Origin of the sequence: Botrimarina hoheduenensis (genome assembly GCF_007859815.1) — a bacterium.
GTDB lineage: Bacteria > Planctomycetota > Planctomycetia > Pirellulales > Lacipirellulaceae > Botrimarina > Botrimarina hoheduenensis.
In genome coordinates this window covers 232,042-246,814 of the sequence record NZ_SJPH01000004.1, presented here as the reverse complement: position 1 = coordinate 246,814, position 14,773 = coordinate 232,042, and the positions used below count along the sequence as shown (strand labels likewise).

At 63.8% G+C, this 14,773-nt stretch carries 14 protein-coding genes; 5 read left to right on the top strand and 9 right to left on the bottom strand.

The window, feature by feature from the left end:
* Positions 1-50 precede the first annotated feature (50 nt).
* The 4 genes from ligA to Pla111_RS11045 all read left to right on the top strand — a co-directional run bounded on the left by ligA (position 51) and on the right by Pla111_RS11045 (position 6,591).
* Entirely contained in the window at positions 51-2,387 is a 2,337-nt protein-coding gene (gene ligA / locus Pla111_RS11060; protein WP_146574330.1) for an NAD-dependent DNA ligase LigA, read from the top strand.
* 49 nt (positions 2,388-2,436) lie between these two features.
* Entirely contained in the window at positions 2,437-3,357 is a 921-nt protein-coding gene (gene nadC / locus Pla111_RS11055; protein ID WP_146574328.1) for a carboxylating nicotinate-nucleotide diphosphorylase, read from the top strand.
* A gap of 824 nt (positions 3,358-4,181) precedes the next feature.
* The gene (locus Pla111_RS11050; protein ID WP_146574326.1) at positions 4,182-4,994 is read left to right on the top strand and encodes a PEP-CTERM sorting domain-containing protein; all 813 of its coding nucleotides are present in this window, start codon (positions 4,182-4,184) and stop codon (positions 4,992-4,994) included.
* Positions 4,995-5,397: 403 nt separating this feature from the next.
* A complete protein-coding gene (locus Pla111_RS11045) occupies positions 5,398-6,591 on the top strand; it encodes an Lpg1974 family pore-forming outer membrane protein (RefSeq protein ID WP_146574324.1) in 1,194 nt (397 codons plus the stop codon).
* 282 nt (positions 6,592-6,873) lie between these two features.
* Here the strand turns inward: Pla111_RS11045 and rpsU are convergent, their stop codons facing one another.
* The gene (rpsU, locus tag Pla111_RS11040) at positions 6,874-7,068 is read right to left on the bottom strand and encodes a 30S ribosomal protein S21 (RefSeq protein ID WP_146574689.1); all 195 of its coding nucleotides are present in this window, start codon (positions 7,066-7,068) and stop codon (positions 6,874-6,876) included.
* 275 nt (positions 7,069-7,343) lie between these two features.
* On the opposite strand from rpsU, the gene Pla111_RS17255 reads away from it, so the two are divergent.
* Entirely contained in the window at positions 7,344-7,481 is a 138-nt protein-coding gene (locus Pla111_RS17255; RefSeq protein WP_197524958.1) for a hypothetical protein, read from the top strand.
* Between the two features lie 100 nt (positions 7,482-7,581).
* Here the strand turns inward: Pla111_RS17255 and Pla111_RS11035 are convergent, their stop codons facing one another.
* The 8 genes from Pla111_RS11035 to Pla111_RS11000 all read right to left on the bottom strand — a co-directional run bounded on the left by Pla111_RS11035 (position 7,582) and on the right by Pla111_RS11000 (position 14,646).
* Complete coding sequence (locus Pla111_RS11035; RefSeq protein WP_146574323.1) at positions 7,582-9,237, bottom strand: ABC1 kinase family protein; 1,656 nt, start codon at positions 9,235-9,237, stop codon at positions 7,582-7,584.
* A gap of 35 nt (positions 9,238-9,272) precedes the next feature.
* Entirely contained in the window at positions 9,273-9,662 is a 390-nt protein-coding gene (locus Pla111_RS11030; RefSeq protein ID WP_146574321.1) for a hypothetical protein, read from the bottom strand.
* Positions 9,663-9,708: 46 nt separating this feature from the next.
* Positions 9,709-10,389, bottom strand: a complete 681-nt coding sequence (locus tag Pla111_RS11025) for an ABC transporter ATP-binding protein (protein ID WP_146574319.1) — start codon at positions 10,387-10,389, stop codon at positions 9,709-9,711.
* Positions 10,390-10,494: 105 nt separating this feature from the next.
* Positions 10,495-10,923 carry an acyl-CoA thioesterase gene (locus tag Pla111_RS11020; RefSeq protein WP_146574317.1) on the bottom strand — a complete coding sequence of 143 codons (429 nt, stop codon included), beginning with the start codon at positions 10,921-10,923 and terminating at the stop codon, positions 10,495-10,497.
* Positions 10,924-11,104: 181 nt separating this feature from the next.
* Positions 11,105-11,377 (bottom strand): 30S ribosomal protein S18, encoded by a 273-nt coding sequence (gene rpsR, locus Pla111_RS17495; RefSeq protein WP_231930954.1) that lies wholly within the window; start codon positions 11,375-11,377, stop codon positions 11,105-11,107.
* Positions 11,378-11,464: 87 nt separating this feature from the next.
* A complete protein-coding gene (locus Pla111_RS11010; protein ID WP_146574315.1) occupies positions 11,465-12,760 on the bottom strand; it encodes a glycosyltransferase family 4 protein in 1,296 nt (431 codons plus the stop codon).
* A 48-nt stretch (positions 12,761-12,808) separates the two neighbouring features.
* Positions 12,809-14,431, bottom strand: a complete 1,623-nt coding sequence (locus Pla111_RS11005) for a sodium:solute symporter family protein (RefSeq protein ID WP_146574313.1) — start codon at positions 14,429-14,431, stop codon at positions 12,809-12,811.
* Entirely contained in the window at positions 14,428-14,646 is a 219-nt protein-coding gene (locus Pla111_RS11000; protein ID WP_146574311.1) for a DUF3311 domain-containing protein, read from the bottom strand. The genes Pla111_RS11005 and Pla111_RS11000 overlap by 4 nt, the downstream gene beginning before the upstream one ends.
* Between the last annotated feature and the right edge of the window lie 127 nt (positions 14,647-14,773).

Sequence of the window (14,773 nt, the reverse complement as noted above, 5' to 3'; positions counted from 1 at the left end):
GACGCGGCTCGCTACCCCCCACCAGCCTGCACGTTTTTTCCCGGTTTGGTATGACCGACGTCGCCCAGCAGATCCAGCGGCTTGCGGCCGAGATCCACGACCACGATCGCCGGTACTACGTCGAGGCGTCTCCGACGATCAGCGATCGCGAGTACGACGCGCTACTCGAGCAGCTCCGCCGCCTCGAAGCCGATCACCCCGATCTCGTTGCGTCCGACAGCCCGACGCAGCGCATCGGAGGCGAGCCGCTGGACGCCTTTCGCGCCGTCGAGCACACGCAGCGGATGTACTCGATCGACAACTCGTACGAGGCAGAGGAGCTTACCAACTGGGCCCGCCGGTGTTACGAAGCGGTCGATCCGCAGATTGTCGCGATCGATTCGGAGCTGAAGGAATTAGAAGACCGCGAGACCGGCCTCAAAGGGAAGCGAGACGACGCCGCTCGACAGCAGCGCGAAGCCCTCAACGCCCGCCGAGCGGAGCTGCGTGCCGCGCGAGATAACCGGCTCGACGCGGCTCAACGCGAGGGCTATCCGATTGCCGGCGGTTACTGTGCCGAGCCCAAGGTGGATGGTGTTGCCGCCAGTCTGCGGTACGAGGCGGGGCGTTTTGTGCTGGGGGTGACACGCGGTGACGGCGTGCGCGGGGACGACATTACCCAGAACCTCCGCACGCTGCGCAGCGTGCCGCTGGCATTGCAGGGCAGCGCTTCGGACATCGGCGTGATCGAGGTTCGCGGCGAAGTTTACATGCCCCAGCCGGAGTTCGAGCGCGTGAACCGAGAGCTCGTTTCCGCCGGAGACGAGCCGCTGGTTAATCCCCGCAACGGTACGGCCGGAGCGCTCAAACGGCTGGACCCCGCGATCACGGCACGGAACGGGCTACGGCTGGTGGTACACGGGCGCGGCGCGATCGATCCGGGCGTGGTGGAGTCGCAGAGCGCGCTGCTTGAGCGGTGCCGCGCGTGGGGTCTGCCCACCAATCCGCTCGCCGAACGGTGTGCGACCACCCACGCACTGTTGGAATACATCGAACGCTTTGAGCAGAAGAAACAGTCGCTCGACTACGGCGTGGATGGGGTCGTTGTGAAGGTGGATCGTTTTGACTTGCAGGAGCGTTTGGGCTTTACGAGCCGCTTTCCGCGGTGGTGTCTCGCCTACAAGTACGCCACCGAGCAAGCCCCGACCGAGCTGCTCGCTATCGACTGGCAAATGGGCAAGACGGGCAAGCTCACGCCGCGGGCCAAGATGACGCCGGTCTTCGTCGCGGGGACAACGGTGCAGCATGCGACGCTGCACAACGTGGGAGAAATGAGCCGCAAGGACGTCCGCATCGGCGACACCGTACTCATTGAAAAGGCGGGTGAGATCATCCCGCAGGTGGTGAAGGTGCTCGACCCGGACCGCCCCGGTCGGTCTGATCCCGTCGTGCCCCCCCGTGTTTGCCCGTGGTGCGACACCCCCGTGGTGATCGAGCATGACCAGCGCCGGCTGCAAGAGATCGAGGGATGGCCGCGTCGTGTTCAGCGTGAGCAGGAACTCGCCGCCAAACAGGGCCGCGAGCCCGAACCGCCGGCCGAGCCGCCGCCCGTTTCGATCCTGGACGAATCAGGCCGCTACTGCCCCAATCCCGCGTGCCCGGCACAGCTCAAGGAGCGGTTGTGGCACTTTGCTAGCCGCGGGCAGATGGACATCGACGGCCTGGGCGAGAAGGTCATCGAGCAACTGCTGCAAGCGGGGCTGGTTCGTTCGTACGGAGACCTGTTCCGGTTGCACGAGCGTCGCGCGGATCTCGTCAAGCTCGAACGGATGGGCCAAAAGAAGGTGGACAATCTGCTGGCCGGCATTGAGGCCGCCAAGGGAAGGGGACTCGCTCGGGTCCTCGCCGCCTTGGGGATTCGCCATATCGGTTCCACGGCTTCGACGGTGCTTGCCCGACAGTATGGTTCGCTCGACGCCTTGCTTGCGGCCAGTGTCTCAGAACTAGAGTCCTTCCAGACGGATGGCGCTGAATCGGGGATCGGCCCCGAGATTGCCCGCTCGATCTTCGAGTACCTGCACAGCGAACGCGGCGTGGCGATCCTCGAGGACCTGCGTGAGCTTGGCATCGTCCTGAGCGAAGAGAAGCCGGCCGTTGCTGCACGCTCGGGTCCCTTGTTGGGAAAGACGCTTGTGGTGACCGGCACGCTAGCGGGATACAGCCGAAACGAAGCCCATGCCCGGATTGAGGCCGCCGGTGGCAAACCGGGCAGTAGCCTGTCCAAAGCAACTGACTATCTGGTTGCCGGCGAGAAGGCGGGCAGCAAGCTCGCCAAAGCCGCGCAGTTGGGCGTGCCGGTGCTCAACGAGGCGCAGTTTGAAGCGCTGCTTGCGGGCGGCGAACCGTGAGTGCGTTACCTTGTCATTACTCAATGTCCAACGCCCGAGGTCAGTCCAGATGAGCCAGCCATTTCCGCCGATCGCCTGGGACGCCTTGCTGGAGAACGACGCGCGGCAATTGATTCGTCTGGCGCTCGGCGAAGACTTGGCCGATGCCGGCGACCTGACCACCCAGGCGATCGTCTCCGCTGATCGGCGGGGTGCTGCGGACGTGGTCGCACGCGAGGCGGGGATCGCGGCGGGCGTACGGATTGCGGGGCTCGTCCTCGCCGAGGCCGCTGCCGACGCCACTTGGACCCCTGCGGTGCAAGACGGCACCGAGTTGCAGCCCGGGGTGGTGGTTGGCCGCTTGGAGGGGGCTTCGGCCGACCTGCTCTCCTGCGAGCGGACGATCTTGAATCTGATGAACCGCTTGTGCGGCGTTGCGACACTCACAAGGCAGTACGTGGAGGCGATCGCCGGGACCAAGGCCGCGGTTTGTGACACGCGTAAAACCACGCCCGGGTGGCGTCGGCTGGAAAAGTTTGCCGTCGGTTGCGGCGGGGGAAGCAATCACCGGATCGGTCTCTACGACGCGATCCTGATCAAGGACAACCATCTGGCAGTGGCAGGCGAGGCGGGGCTGACGCTCTCCGAGGCGGTCCGTCGCGCCCGGGCGCGCTATCCGCAAAGGGTGGTCGAGATCGAGGTCGATACCCTCGCCCAGCTCGAGGCGATCCTGCCGGTCAGTCCTGACGCCGTTTCCGATGCCCTTCCCGATATTGTGCTCCTGGACAACATGTCGATCGAGCAGTTGCAGCAGGCGGTGGAGCTGCGGGGCCGCCTCGCCCCAGGGGTGCAGCTCGAGGCCTCAGGCGGGGTCCGTCTCGACACAATCCTTGCAATTGCTACAACTGGCGTCGAACGCATCAGTGTGGGGGCTCTGACGCACGCGGCACGGTCGCTCGACCTCGGCCTGGACTGGCGGGGCCAGGACTAACCGATTCGCGGGCGCAGGGCTGCGGTTTTCCCGCAGATAGCGTGGTCCGCTTCGCGAATAGCCCCGTCTGCACGCAGTTAGCCTTTATCTGACCGAAAAAGTCGTTGACACAGCTGCCCCCCTCATTATTCTAAGAGTCATAGGCATCTCTCCCGTGCTACCGCTAGGTGGTACGTGATTCGAGAGAACTGATTAACGAGCAAACGGGAGTCGTCTCATGAATGTCAACTCGGCGCCGGCGGAGCAATCCGTCGCAGGCGTCGTCGGGCATTCCTGAGCATGGCTCTCCTGGTTCACTGGCTCATTCTGAGCCGTTGCTCCTCGCGGCTGTGCAAGGCGTAAAGCCTTGTAGCTTGGCCTTTGTAGAGACGATCTCTTCCTGAGTTCGAGCCTGCACGGCCTGTCGATCGAACGATCGGCTACTCCGCTTTTGATCCGCCCGTCGCTCTCTCCTGCGACAGCTGCTGACTCCGCCGCAAGTTGCGACTTCCGGTGCGCGCGTCGTGATGACGGTGCCCGCATAGCGCAACGCTTCTCTGGGCGTCCGAGTTCTTTCACCCCCGCTTAGCCGCTGGATGCGCGTGCTGGAAAGCCGCGGTCTGGTTACGGCAAAGGCGGCGCATATCCCTGGCGCATGGATAAGTGTTTGGCCCCCAGTTAAAGGCGGGTCGAGGCTTCACCCGCCCTGAATCGCGCTCGTCTACGCCCGCTCACATATCTCGATTCTTTGCCTGTTCCGAACATCCCGACCCACTGCCCTTTGGCGCGAAGTGATCCACAACGGATCGCTCTCCCTGCTCAAGGGCCTACCCGAGGCGCCTCTCATGACTAACTCCCGATGTGTGGCACGCCGTGCCTTTTTGAGCTTGGCCGTTGTGATGACGACCCTGCTTTCGCTGCCCGCCACTTCAACGCAGGCCGCGACGATCAACTTCAGCAGCCTGGAGACGGTGCTCGCCGATCCGGGCCACATGAGCGCGAAGATGTACGCCCTCTGGACCGCGTGGTTTACGCAGGTCTACGAGTACAACACCCCGTTCATCGAGCTGGCTGCTGATGCCGATGACCAACCGATCACGGAGCTTTCGCTTACGATCGGCGACACCGCCTACAACTTCGGCACCGAGTTCGCCGGCAAGGCGTGGACCAACGCCAGCCATGTGGGCATCACCGGCCAGCCCGCCTTGCTCGGCATGACCACACCGGGGATCGCTTTCAACAGCTTCGTTACCGACGGTGGTGACAAGCTGGTGATCCAGTTCCTCAACGGCGGTCTGCAGCCGGGTCAGGTGGCGCGCTTCCAGGTCGATATCAACTCCGACAACCCGGCCGACAAGAAGGCGAACCTTGCCTCGTACACCGAGGTGTTCTTTGACGCCAATGGCGGCTCGAATATCGAGGGTAACTCGATTGTTGGCCTCGGCTTCTCGAACGGTCAGACCACCTCGGTGCAGCTGCCGAATTACGATCTGAGCGACTCGATGATGGCTTCGGTCAGCACGCCACGTTCGTACAACATCATGCAGATGATCGATCCGCTGGTGCCCCTGAACATTACGGACCCCATCCCTGAGCCCGCCACGGCGCTGCTAGCAGCCCTGGCAATGCTGGGCCTCGGGGGTCGTCGTCGCGAGTAGCTTCTCGCGACACCCCCCACCGACACCGTCCTACTGAGGGCGAAACAGGCACCGGCGTTGAGGCGCCAACGCTTAGCGCTCGGTTTACCCCCTAGCGACGACATCAACACGATCTCCCCACCAACGGGGGCTCCATCATCGGGAGCCCCCGTTTTTTATGCCCGCTCTGCGAAAGAAGGTTGGTTTGCAGCGATGGCACCACTCCCGCGGCTTGTTCCGGAAATCCTCGCAAGATGTGTGGCACCACTTCCGATGATGGTAGGGGAACCGACGGTTTTGCCGACGCGGAGGGAGTGGAATCACCCGCGCTGGCACGAACGGAACGGGAGCCGGGAGTCTAACTCGCCACGCGTGTGGCAGAGTGGGCTGCCCCGACAATCATTTTTTTGGGGGGAACCAAAAGATGTCACGAGATTGGCGCAGAGCGTGCGCGCTCATGTTTGCCGCGGCTCTGGCCTGCGGTATTTCGGCAACGGCGGCAGATAACGCCGCATCGCAAGCCTTCGCCGACAATGGTCAAATGATCGTTGATCCGGCGGTTCAGCCCGCGGGCTGCAACACCTGCGATGCGGGAACGGGCCTGGGGCTCATGAATGGCGTCGGGGGCCGCCGTGGTCAGGTCTTTGTTGGTGCTGAGTACCTGTCGCTACGGGCCAACTTCAGCGAGGCGACCGCCTATCGCGATCTGCGCGTCGGTCCGCCGCCGACCGAAGACTTCCGCCAGTATGAATTCGACTACGGCGACTCGTACCGCATCTACGGCGGCTACCGCCTGTGCGATTGTGGTGGCGAGATCCGCTTCACGCACTCGAACTTCGATAGCAACGGCTCGTTTGATTCGGGTCCGGTTGACCTCGACGGCGGCTTCGCCTTCGTGACCGCGCCCTTTGAAGTGATCACCGCCGGCGACGGCGACCGACTCTTCGGCTCGGCGAGCGTGCAGCTCCGCGACTACGATATCGCCTTCTCGAAGACGATCCCGCTGGGCGGCTTCTGCTGCGATACCGGTTGCTGTGACACCGGCTGCTGTGATTCGGACTGCGGCGACAGCTGCGGTGGCGGCTGCGGAACCGGTTGCTGCGGCTGCCCTCCCTGGGATCTCCAGTGGACCGGTGCCATCCGGATCTCGAACGTTGATTCGACGCTCAACTATGCTTCGGACATCGCTACCGCCAACGGCGGCCCCAACGCCAACCGCAACGCTCAGAGCAGCGTTTCGTTCGACGGCGTCGGCCTCCGGACCGGGCTGCTCGGTCGCCGCTACTTCGGCAAGCGTGGCATGCTGAGCGCCTATGTGAAGGGCGATATCTCGCTGCTGCTGGGCGACGTGGAGACGGTTATTAGTGGATCGAACGTTCCCACGACAACGTTCACATCGACACAGGTGGTGCCTGTCACCGAGATCGAAGCCGGTGTGACGGCGTTTCTGACGCAGCGGATCTCGGTCTCGGGTGGCTACTTGCTGTCGGCTTGGCACGACCTGGGCCACCGCGCTGAGTACGACTACACCAGCACGACGACACAGATTCAGATGATGGACGACGCTAACCTGATGACTTGGGATGGCTTCTTCCTCCGTGCTGAGGCCGCTTTCTGATCGCTCGTGTTCGAGCTCTGAGCGAGGCAACGAAAAAAGCCCGCCGCGGATTACTCCGCGGCGGGCTTTATTGTTTTGTTGGTGCGGCGAATCCCGGAGGGGGGGACTACCAGTTCAGGTCGGCCGCGAATCTCAGAGCTGGCGCTAGATCAAAGCGATTGATAGCCAGCGAGCGATCGCTCAGCCAGAACTATCGACAGAGCCGAACGGGCGACAGAGCCGAACGGGCGACAGAGCCGGACGGGCGACAGAGCCGGACGGGCGACAGAGCCGGACGGGCGATCAGCGGGGCTGAACGCGCTCGCGGCGATTGCGACGCTCGACACGGATCTTAGCGCGGCGCTTGGTGGCGCTGGGCTTCTCGTAGAACTCGCGGACGCGCATTTCCTTCTTGATACCGCTCCGCTCGACGAGCTTGCGGAATCGGCGAACCGCTTCTTGAGCGGTCTCTTTGTCTCTCAGCGTAAGCTTGACCACAACGCGTCGCTGCTCCTGAACTATGGTGCCATCGGCAGGGGTGCCGTGGGCGTGGGGTACCGGTTTGGGGTAGCCCATCAAAATAACAAACCACGACCCAGAACGCCATAGCCGTCTTCCAGGGGTCGCCAACAGGCCCCGATCGGCCGAATCGACACGAGCCGCAAAGTTTGACGCTGACGGGGTTTAGTTCGATCGATCAGCGGGCATCTCGGTGGGGCGGTGGGGCTTTGGCGGACGATCTGATCCTGCACGACACCCCGCAGGAAGACCCCATGCCCGACCCCACAAAGCTGCCCAGCGCTGATCAGCAGATGGTGGAAATTGAGCGTCGTCACGATCATGTGCTAGCGGAGCTGGACAGTCTGAACGACCGCATCGAGGCCGCCCTGACGGACCTCGCCCAGGGTTAGCACCGCACCGAAGGGGCACTTACCTGCGGCGTGCCAGGCGGCTCGCCTGCTGATGCAGGTTGCCGGCTCGCTAGGAACCGGCCGCCCCGCTGGCTCGCCGTTAGTGGCTGTCGAGCCACCCCGACTTCGCGATCGCCCACCACAGTCGCACTCCTAGCAGGCCGCTGAGCACGAACGCGATCACGCCGGGTGCCGATACGCCCGCAACCGGCCAGACGTTACGGCTGACCATCAGCGAGCCGCCGACAATCAGCGCGCTGGCAAGCAGGCCGAGCACCAGCCGGTTCACCGAGGGCTCCAGCCCGCCGTGTTCCAGGTGGACCTCGAATCGACCCGACTGGAACTGATTAAGCAGGTCGCGAATGCGCCGGGGCATTTCCTCGGCAAGCTGCTCCACCTCGCCGTAGAGGCGCCGCACGCGTTTGGCTTGCCGAAGGGGTGAGAGCCGCCGGAGCACCATCCGCCGCTGCAGGGGCGCGAGCACCTCTAGCAGCGAAAACTGCGGAGACAGGCGCTGCGCGGTTCCCTCGAGCATGATCAACAGCTTCAGCAGCATGCCGATCGGGGCGGGCAGAGCGATGCGGTGCTCGCGGATTAGGCGCACCAGGTCGGTCAGCGCGCCGCGCAGATCAAAGCTGCCTACTTCTTGGTTGCCATAACGATCGACAAAGTCAACGATCTCGGCTCCGAAACGCGCCTCGTCTAGCTCCGCCGGTGCCTTGCCAACGCGTAGCAAAGCGGCGCTCAGCTGCTGAGCGTCGTCTGCCGCGACCGCGATCAGCACGTCTTCAAGGTTCTCACGGAGCGGATCCGACAACCGACCGACCATGCCAAAATCGACCATGCCGATCACACCGCCCGGCATGACCATCAGGTTGCCAGGGTGGGGGTCAGCGTGGTACAGCCCGTGCTCGAAGATCATCTCCAGATAGACTTCGGCTCCGTGGCGAGCCACCGCGGCGAGGTCCGCGTCAACCATCTCAGCCAGCCGCGGTTCGCTCAGTTTGATCCCTTCGATCCACTCTTGGGTCAGCACGGCTTCGCTGGAGAGTGATTCATAGGGGCGAGGAACATGCAGACGCTTGTCGCCGCGAAACATCTCTCCAAACTGTTGCAGACGCATCGCCTCGTCGGACAGATTGACCTCATGCTGCAACTGTCGCTCGAACTCGCGGGCGGTAGCGACCGGGCGGTACGGTTGTAGATCGGGGAGTTTCTCGGCGAGTTCAGCCAGTCCCAGCAGAATTTCGAGATCGGCGCGCAGCAGTTTCTTAACCCCCGGATGACGGACCTTGACCGCGACCGCGGTGCCGTCGTGCAGCGTGGCGCGGTGTACCTGTCCGATCGAGGCGGACGCCACCGGCACATCTTCGAACGTAGCAAAGCAGTCTTCGACCGTTTGCCCCAGCTCGGCGGCAATCGTGGCCCGGATCACATCGGCGGGGGTCGCGGGTGCCGCGGTCTGAAGCTTCACGAGCTCATCCGCCACTTCGTTGCCGACCAGGTCGGGCCGCGTGGCGAGCACCTGGCCCAGCTTAATGAAGGTGGGCCCCAGCTCTTCCAAAGCACGCCGCAACCGCTCTTCGCGGCGAGTGCGTGACGAGCCTTTGGCGTTTTGCCGACGGAGCAGCCGGCTAGCGAGCGGGGCGTCGATCCGGCTCAGCCAGTCCGCCAAGCCGTGCTTGCTCAGCACGCCAAGGACTTCGCGCCAACGCTTGGCGTTGCGATACAGCTGGGGGATCGAGGTCAATTTCATCGCTCTAGCATAACCCGTCCCGGCGGGCAGCGTGCTCAGGCGGGCAGACGTTCCAACGCCCAGGCTGCCCGTTTGCGGACCGCCTCGGTCACGCCAGTACGAACGCCCGCTTCCAGCGCTGGGCGATGTTCGGCCGCTGCGGAACCGGCGCGGCCGAGCAGCGTGGCGGCCCAGTAGGCCACCACGTCGTGCTCGCTCGCGACCAGCGGACCGAGCAGCCCCAGCTGATGATCAGCCGGGGAACCCAGCTCTTCGAGCGTGCCCACACAGACCGGCTGAAGCGTCGGATCAGCGCACGCCTCTACCAGTGCTGCCGCGACCGTTGCGGCTTGATCGCCCGTTCGCGACAGGCGGTCGGCGGCGTCGAGACGCTCAGCGGGTGTGCCGCTTTGCAGTCGGGCCGCGAGCTCGTAGGGGTCGTCCATGCCGTGAGGTTCCTGGTTGCAGCGGGGCGAAGAAGGGGATTACGCGTCAGACAGACGCCTCTTCCAGAGCGTGGTTGATCAACCGCACACGGCGGTCAAGCCGGTTGGCAAGGGCTTCGCTATGGGTAACGACGACCAGCACACCGTCGCGTTCCGCTTGCAGTCCGACGAGCAGCTCGGTCACCGTTTCGGCGGTAGCCGCGTCGAGATTGCCGGTCGGCTCATCGGCCAACAGCAGCAGCGGATCGCGCACCAAAGCCCGTGCAATCGCAACCCGTTGGCGCTCGCCCCCCGAGAGTTCTGCCGGACGATGCGTGCGTCGATCGGTGAGGCCCACCCGTTCTAGCAACGATTCGCCCCGAGCGATTCCTGCGGCGGTTGCTGGTCCGGTTGCCAACAGCGGAAGCAGCACGTTCTCAAAGGCCGAAAGCTGCGGCAGCAGATAGTGTTCTTGAAAGACAAACCCGATGCGATCCGCGCGGAAAGCGGCCAGCGCGGTCTCGGAAAGCTGAAACGGATCTTGCCCCTCGACCCGCACAACTCCCGAGCTTGGTTCATCGAGCGTGCCGAGGATCGCTAGCAGTGTGCTCTTGCCCGACCCGCTGGGGCCGAGCACCGCAACGCTCTGGCCGCGGTCGGCCCGGAGGTTCACGTCTTTAAGCACCACGAGCGGCTCGGCCGGCGTGGGGTACTGTTTGCCGAGTTGGTCTACTTCGAGAAGGGACATAAGTTCGATTCTCCGCGGCCCTTGCCCGCTTCGCAACCGCAGCACCGGCAGCCTGCCTGCAGAATACCGGCCCCCACCTGCATGCGGTCCGTTTTGGGCCGGCGATCAGCTCGCTGAGAGGTACGGCTTGAGCAGCGCGACAATATCTTGTGGCAGCGGCGTGGGCTTAGGGCGGACGCCTTCTTGGATCAGACAGCAGACGCTCGTCATTTCTCCGACAGCCAATTCGTGATCGGCGTGGCTGAAGCGGAAACCGTAAGTGATGCTCGACGTGCCCAAGCGGTGCACGACGACCTCAATGTCGAGTTCGTTTTCACAGCGAGCGGGGCTGTGGTAGTCGCACCGCGCGCTGACGCGGGGGAAGCTCAGCGCCACGCCCTCCTCGTGTTGCTGGTAGATGCTCAGCCCCAAGCTGCGGAGCAGCGCGTGCTCGGCCGACTCCATAAAGCGGAAGAAGGCCGCGAAGTGCATGATGCCGGCCATGTCGGTGTCGGAAAAATCGACCATCCGGCGGAAGCGAAACGTGGCGGGCATCGGCTGAGCGGGGGAAAAGAGAGAGGCAGCGGGGGAGGGCGTTGGGCGAACCCTCTGGGGCGATGTACCAAACCGGAAAAAATGAACCTCGCAGCAAACAAAAAACCGAGCCGCAAACAAAAAGAGCCGCCCCCCTTCTAACCATGGGGGCGGCTGCTAGTTGTTTGTGTGCCGATCGGCATCAGTCCGCGATGTAGGGCATCAAAGCCATGAACCGCGCGCGCTTGATCCCGCGGGCGACCGCGTGTTGGCTGGCTGCGTGGCAACCGCTCTTGCGGCGGCTGACAATCCGGCCGTGCCGATTGGTCAGCTTGCTCAGCAGATCGATGTCTTTGTAATCGACGTACATCGGGGTCGGCTTAACGCCATCGATGTACAGCGGATCCTTCTTCGGCGTCTTGAGCTTTGGGCGACGCTTGGAGGGGGCGCGACGGGGGCGACGGGGACCGGGCATAACGAACTGCTGAAAGATGGTGAAAGACTCGTTCCGAGCTCCGTAGGATACGGATTTCTCGGCCCGACGCAAGCGGTGCCACCCCGGCTAGTCCCCCAAAATGTGCTGGTAGACCGCCAGCGTCTCTTGCGCCATGCGGTCGGCATAGTACCGCTCGCGGGTCGCCGCGGCCCCGGCTTGCCCCAACGATTGACGGTTATCCGCATCCTCGAGCAGTGCTTCGAGCGTTGCGGACAGGGCGGTGGCGTCTCGTGGCGGGTGCAGCAATCCGCCGCCGGTGGCTCGGATCAGCTCGGGGAACGCCCCGTGGTCGGGCAGCACCACCGGCACGCCGACCGCTAACGCCTCGAGCGCCGGCAGGCCCTTGGCTTCGGCGTAGACGGTTGGCGTGGAGAACACCGCCAGCGAACGCAAGAACGCAAACTTCTTGTCCCGCGTGAGCTCTCCCCGGTACCGAAACCGGCCGGCCAGGGGACTTCGGTCCACGCGGCGATGCAGATCGATCAGGTAGCCACAGTCGGCAGCTCCCAGATACCCGGCGGCCTGAATCTCGAACGGCAGATCGGGGAGGCGTTCAGCGAGCAGCATGCCGGCCTCGACCAGCAGGTGTAATCCCTTGTCTTCACAGATCCGGGCCAGATAGCCAATGATCGGCGTGGGCGAAGCGGGCTCGGCGTCGCGGACCGCAACCGCTTCGTCGAGCCGCAAGCCGTGCGGCACAACATGAACGCGATCACGTTCGACCCTTAGGTAATCGGCCATGAAGTCGGCGTAGTAGGTGTTGAGCGCTGTGAACGCCGTGACATGCTGGGCGTTAGCTCTTAGCAGAGTGAGTGCTTGATCGTGGTAGGGGGGCGCGAGGCCTTCGAGAAACAGGTCTTCGCCCGACAGGTTGCAAACCACTGGGCAGTTGCAGGCGGCGGCAATCGGTTGGGCCATGCCCAGCAGCATGGAGTTGCTAAGGTGGACGATCTCGGGGCGGATCTCCGTGGCGAGCCAATCGGCGAGCTCGGCGAGTTGATCACGCTGGTTGCCGGCAAGACCTTCCAGCGTGGAAACGGTGAGCGGGCCCAGCTGCGCGGGATCGACACTCCCCGCTCCGCGGGTGGCGAGTCGGAGCAGCGAAGGTGTGTCGAGCAGGTGCCGCAGCCAGCGCGGCACGCGGCGGTACCAAGCCGACTCTTGCAGCAAGTAGGCGTTAACGCCCCCGAAGAACACCCGCCGTCTAGCGACGCTGCGTTCATCGGTCCGCAGCGGCGTGTAGGTGGGGATGAGCGTAACGTCTTCGCCGCGCTCCAGCAGCGCAGCCGCCAGCGTGTTGTCGTGCAGACAACTGCCGCAATACATGCCCCCTGCGCCGGCGGCTAGATAAGCGATCCGCATATAGGGGCAACCACAAACGACCCGACAGTTATTCGATATCCCGGTGAACTAGCTGGCCGGGAAAAACTTGGCCAGGGTCGCGGCGTTGGGCTTGGGCGTTACGAGTGAAACGACGATCATCCCCAGGGTCGAGGCGAGCACCATCGGCGCGACGGGCATGACTTCGATCAGCGTGCCGCCCACGTTGAACGCGATCGCGTAAGCCTCGTCGTCGGCGTAGCCCGAGGCGCGGAACAGCCAGAACCACATGCCGATCGCGGTGAGTAGAGCGGCGTAGGCTCCCGCTTTGGTCAGCCCGCGCCAGTAGAGCGCTGCCACCGCCAGCGGGAAGAGGCTGGCAAAACCGCTGAAGCACCAGACGCCCAGCGTAAACACCTGGCGTGGCTCGAACAGACTGAAGAAGTAGGTCAAGCCGACAATCGCGATGATGAACATTCGCGCGGTCCAAATGTGCTGCTGGTCGGTGAACCGATCGCGGCCGCCGTAGTGCAGCATCACGTCTTCTGAGAACATGGTTCCCAGGCAGAGGAACTGGCTGTCGAGGCTCGACATGATGGCCGCCAGCACACCGGCGGTCAGCAACCCCGCCAGAACGGGCCAGCCCGTCGATTTGACCATAAAGGCCAGCACCTTGTTGGGTTCGGCGGCGACGGGCGGAGGGACGTTCACCAGCTCTCCCGCGGCCCACACACCCAGCAGGATGCAGGGCACCCACACGATCATGATAAAAACCGGGTGGAGCACGACCGCCAGTTTGAAGCTCTCCGCGCTGCGGGCCGTGAGCCAGTGCTGGAACAAGTGGGGGAACATCCCCACCGACAATGGCACGAACATGTAAGTGAGAAACTTCCAGGGCGAGATGTCGCTCCGCGTGAGCTTCTCGGGCGGGATGCTTGCGCCAAGCTTTTTGAGGTTCGCGAAGAACGAGGTCTCGCCACCGAGTTGTTGCGCCAGCAGATAGAACATCACGACCCCCAGCACCATAAAGAGCAGCGTCTGAAAGCCGTTGGCCCATGCCGTGCCGCGCATGCCGCCAAAGAACACGTAGCTCAGCACCACGCCGCAGATCACCAGCGACGCCAAGTGACGCGGCACACCCCCCTTGCTGCCTGCGGGGGTGGCGTAGCCTGCTTCGAGAAAGCTGGGGAAAGTGCCTTCGCTGAAGGTCGGATTCTGGATCGTCATGGAGCCTTCGGCTCCGGGGACGACACGACCCTGCGTAACGACATTGATAAACAGTCCCGCCGACATCACGCCGATCAGCAGATACGGAATCACCAGCGCCACAAGCACCGGGAACAGCACGAGCCCGATGCGATCGCTGTCGAGCCGATCGCGGAAGAACTGCACCTGCGTGCGGTAGCCATACTTCTGGCCAAGCCGCCAGAGCGGCACGCCCAGCACGAAGAAGCAGAGCGAATGGATGATGCCGCTCGACGAGGCCAGCATGCCGTACACGCCAACACCGCGGCGGAACGCCTCGCCGGTCGAACCGACCAGCGCAAAGGCGGTCATCGTCGTGCCGAACAGCGACAGCAGCAGCAGCACCGGCCCGATCGAGTGGCTGGCGAGCAGGTAGTCTTTCGACGTGCCGCGTCCGAACCGGCTGGCACCGAAGCCCAGCAGCAACAGCAGCGCAAGGTAACCAATGATGATGGTTAGCTGGATCATGCTGCGTCTCCAGGGGCGGTTGAGTGGGCGTCACCCTTAGGCCAGCAGAACCACGTGGCGAGCAGCCAGGTGAGGCTGGCACCCATACTGATCCCCATGTGCCACGCCAACCCGATCGGCAAGAATCCGAACACCAGACGCTGATCCTCCCAGAACCAAAGGTCCTGGTGGAGCACGATCAGGAGGAGCACGAGGGCCCAAACAACTTTCACCATCGTTAATCCTCGCGAGCCAGAGAGACCCCACGAGTCTAGAGGGCTCCACGGCCCCCGCCCAGAGAGCGCCCCAGAGCGCCCCGTCCTTGCTTGCCTGCCAGCCACCTCGGGTCGGTTGCGTGCGGAT

What these genes read in the sequence shown, in the direction of transcription:
- ligA (WP_146574330.1), top strand. Translation starts at nt 51, where the DNA reads ATGACCGACGTCGCCCAGCAGATCCAGCGGCTTGCGGCCGAGATCCAC.
- nadC (WP_146574328.1), top strand. Translation starts at nt 2,437, where the DNA reads ATGAGCCAGCCATTTCCGCCGATCGCCTGGGACGCCTTGCTGGAGAAC.
- Pla111_RS11050 (WP_146574326.1), top strand. Translation starts at nt 4,182, where the DNA reads ATGACTAACTCCCGATGTGTGGCACGCCGTGCCTTTTTGAGCTTGGCC.
- Pla111_RS11045 (WP_146574324.1), top strand. Translation starts at nt 5,398, where the DNA reads ATGTCACGAGATTGGCGCAGAGCGTGCGCGCTCATGTTTGCCGCGGCT.
- Pla111_RS17255 (WP_197524958.1), top strand. Translation starts at nt 7,344, where the DNA reads ATGCCCGACCCCACAAAGCTGCCCAGCGCTGATCAGCAGATGGTGGAA.
- Pla111_RS11035 (WP_146574323.1), bottom strand. Translation starts at nt 9,237, where the DNA reads ATGAAATTGACCTCGATCCCCCAGCTGTATCGCAACGCCAAGCGTTGG.
- Pla111_RS11030 (WP_146574321.1), bottom strand. Translation starts at nt 9,662, where the DNA reads ATGGACGACCCCTACGAGCTCGCGGCCCGACTGCAAAGCGGCACACCC.
- Pla111_RS11025 (WP_146574319.1), bottom strand. Translation starts at nt 10,389, where the DNA reads ATGTCCCTTCTCGAAGTAGACCAACTCGGCAAACAGTACCCCACGCCG.
- Pla111_RS11020 (WP_146574317.1), bottom strand. Translation starts at nt 10,923, where the DNA reads ATGCCCGCCACGTTTCGCTTCCGCCGGATGGTCGATTTTTCCGACACC.
- rpsR (WP_231930954.1), bottom strand. Translation starts at nt 11,377, where the DNA reads ATGCCCGGTCCCCGTCGCCCCCGTCGCGCCCCCTCCAAGCGTCGCCCA.
- Pla111_RS11010 (WP_146574315.1), bottom strand. Translation starts at nt 12,760, where the DNA reads ATGCGGATCGCTTATCTAGCCGCCGGCGCAGGGGGCATGTATTGCGGC.
- Pla111_RS11005 (WP_146574313.1), bottom strand. Translation starts at nt 14,431, where the DNA reads ATGATCCAGCTAACCATCATCATTGGTTACCTTGCGCTGCTGTTGCTG.
- Pla111_RS11000 (WP_146574311.1), bottom strand. Translation starts at nt 14,646, where the DNA reads ATGGTGAAAGTTGTTTGGGCCCTCGTGCTCCTCCTGATCGTGCTCCAC.